Origin of the sequence: Streptomyces iakyrus (assembly GCF_000717055.1) — a bacterium.
Taxonomy (GTDB): domain Bacteria; phylum Actinomycetota; class Actinomycetes; order Streptomycetales; family Streptomycetaceae; genus Streptomyces; species Streptomyces iakyrus.
The window spans coordinates 1-315 of record NZ_JNXI01000143.1; the positions used below are offsets into that span (position 1 = coordinate 1).

Below are 315 nucleotides of genomic sequence, written 5' to 3' on the forward strand. Positions count from 1 at the left end.
CGCAAGTGGTCTATGCGCGCGTCAAGGGACAGGCGCTCGGCACCATGACCTGGGCGAGCCTTGGGCTGGTGATCGTGCTGGGCGGCGCGACGCTACTCACCAACGATCCGCGCTTCGTGCTGGCCAAGCCCGCGATCGGCCATATCGCGATCGGCACGATCATGTTGAAGCGCGGCTGGATGCTGCGTTATCTGCCGCCGATCGTGACCGAGACCATTCCGGAATACGCCACCCTCGCCGGCTATGCCTGGGCCGGGCTGATGTTTATCCTCGCCGCCGGCACCATCGCGATCGCAGCGACCGGTGACATCAAGC

1 protein-coding gene is annotated in these 315 nt (G+C 65.4%); it reads left to right on the forward strand.

Going from position 1 to position 315, the window contains the following annotated elements; translation table 11 throughout:
* On the forward strand, positions 1-315 hold a 315-nt coding region (locus OO68_RS49080), incomplete at both ends, for a septation protein IspZ (RefSeq protein WP_033314754.1).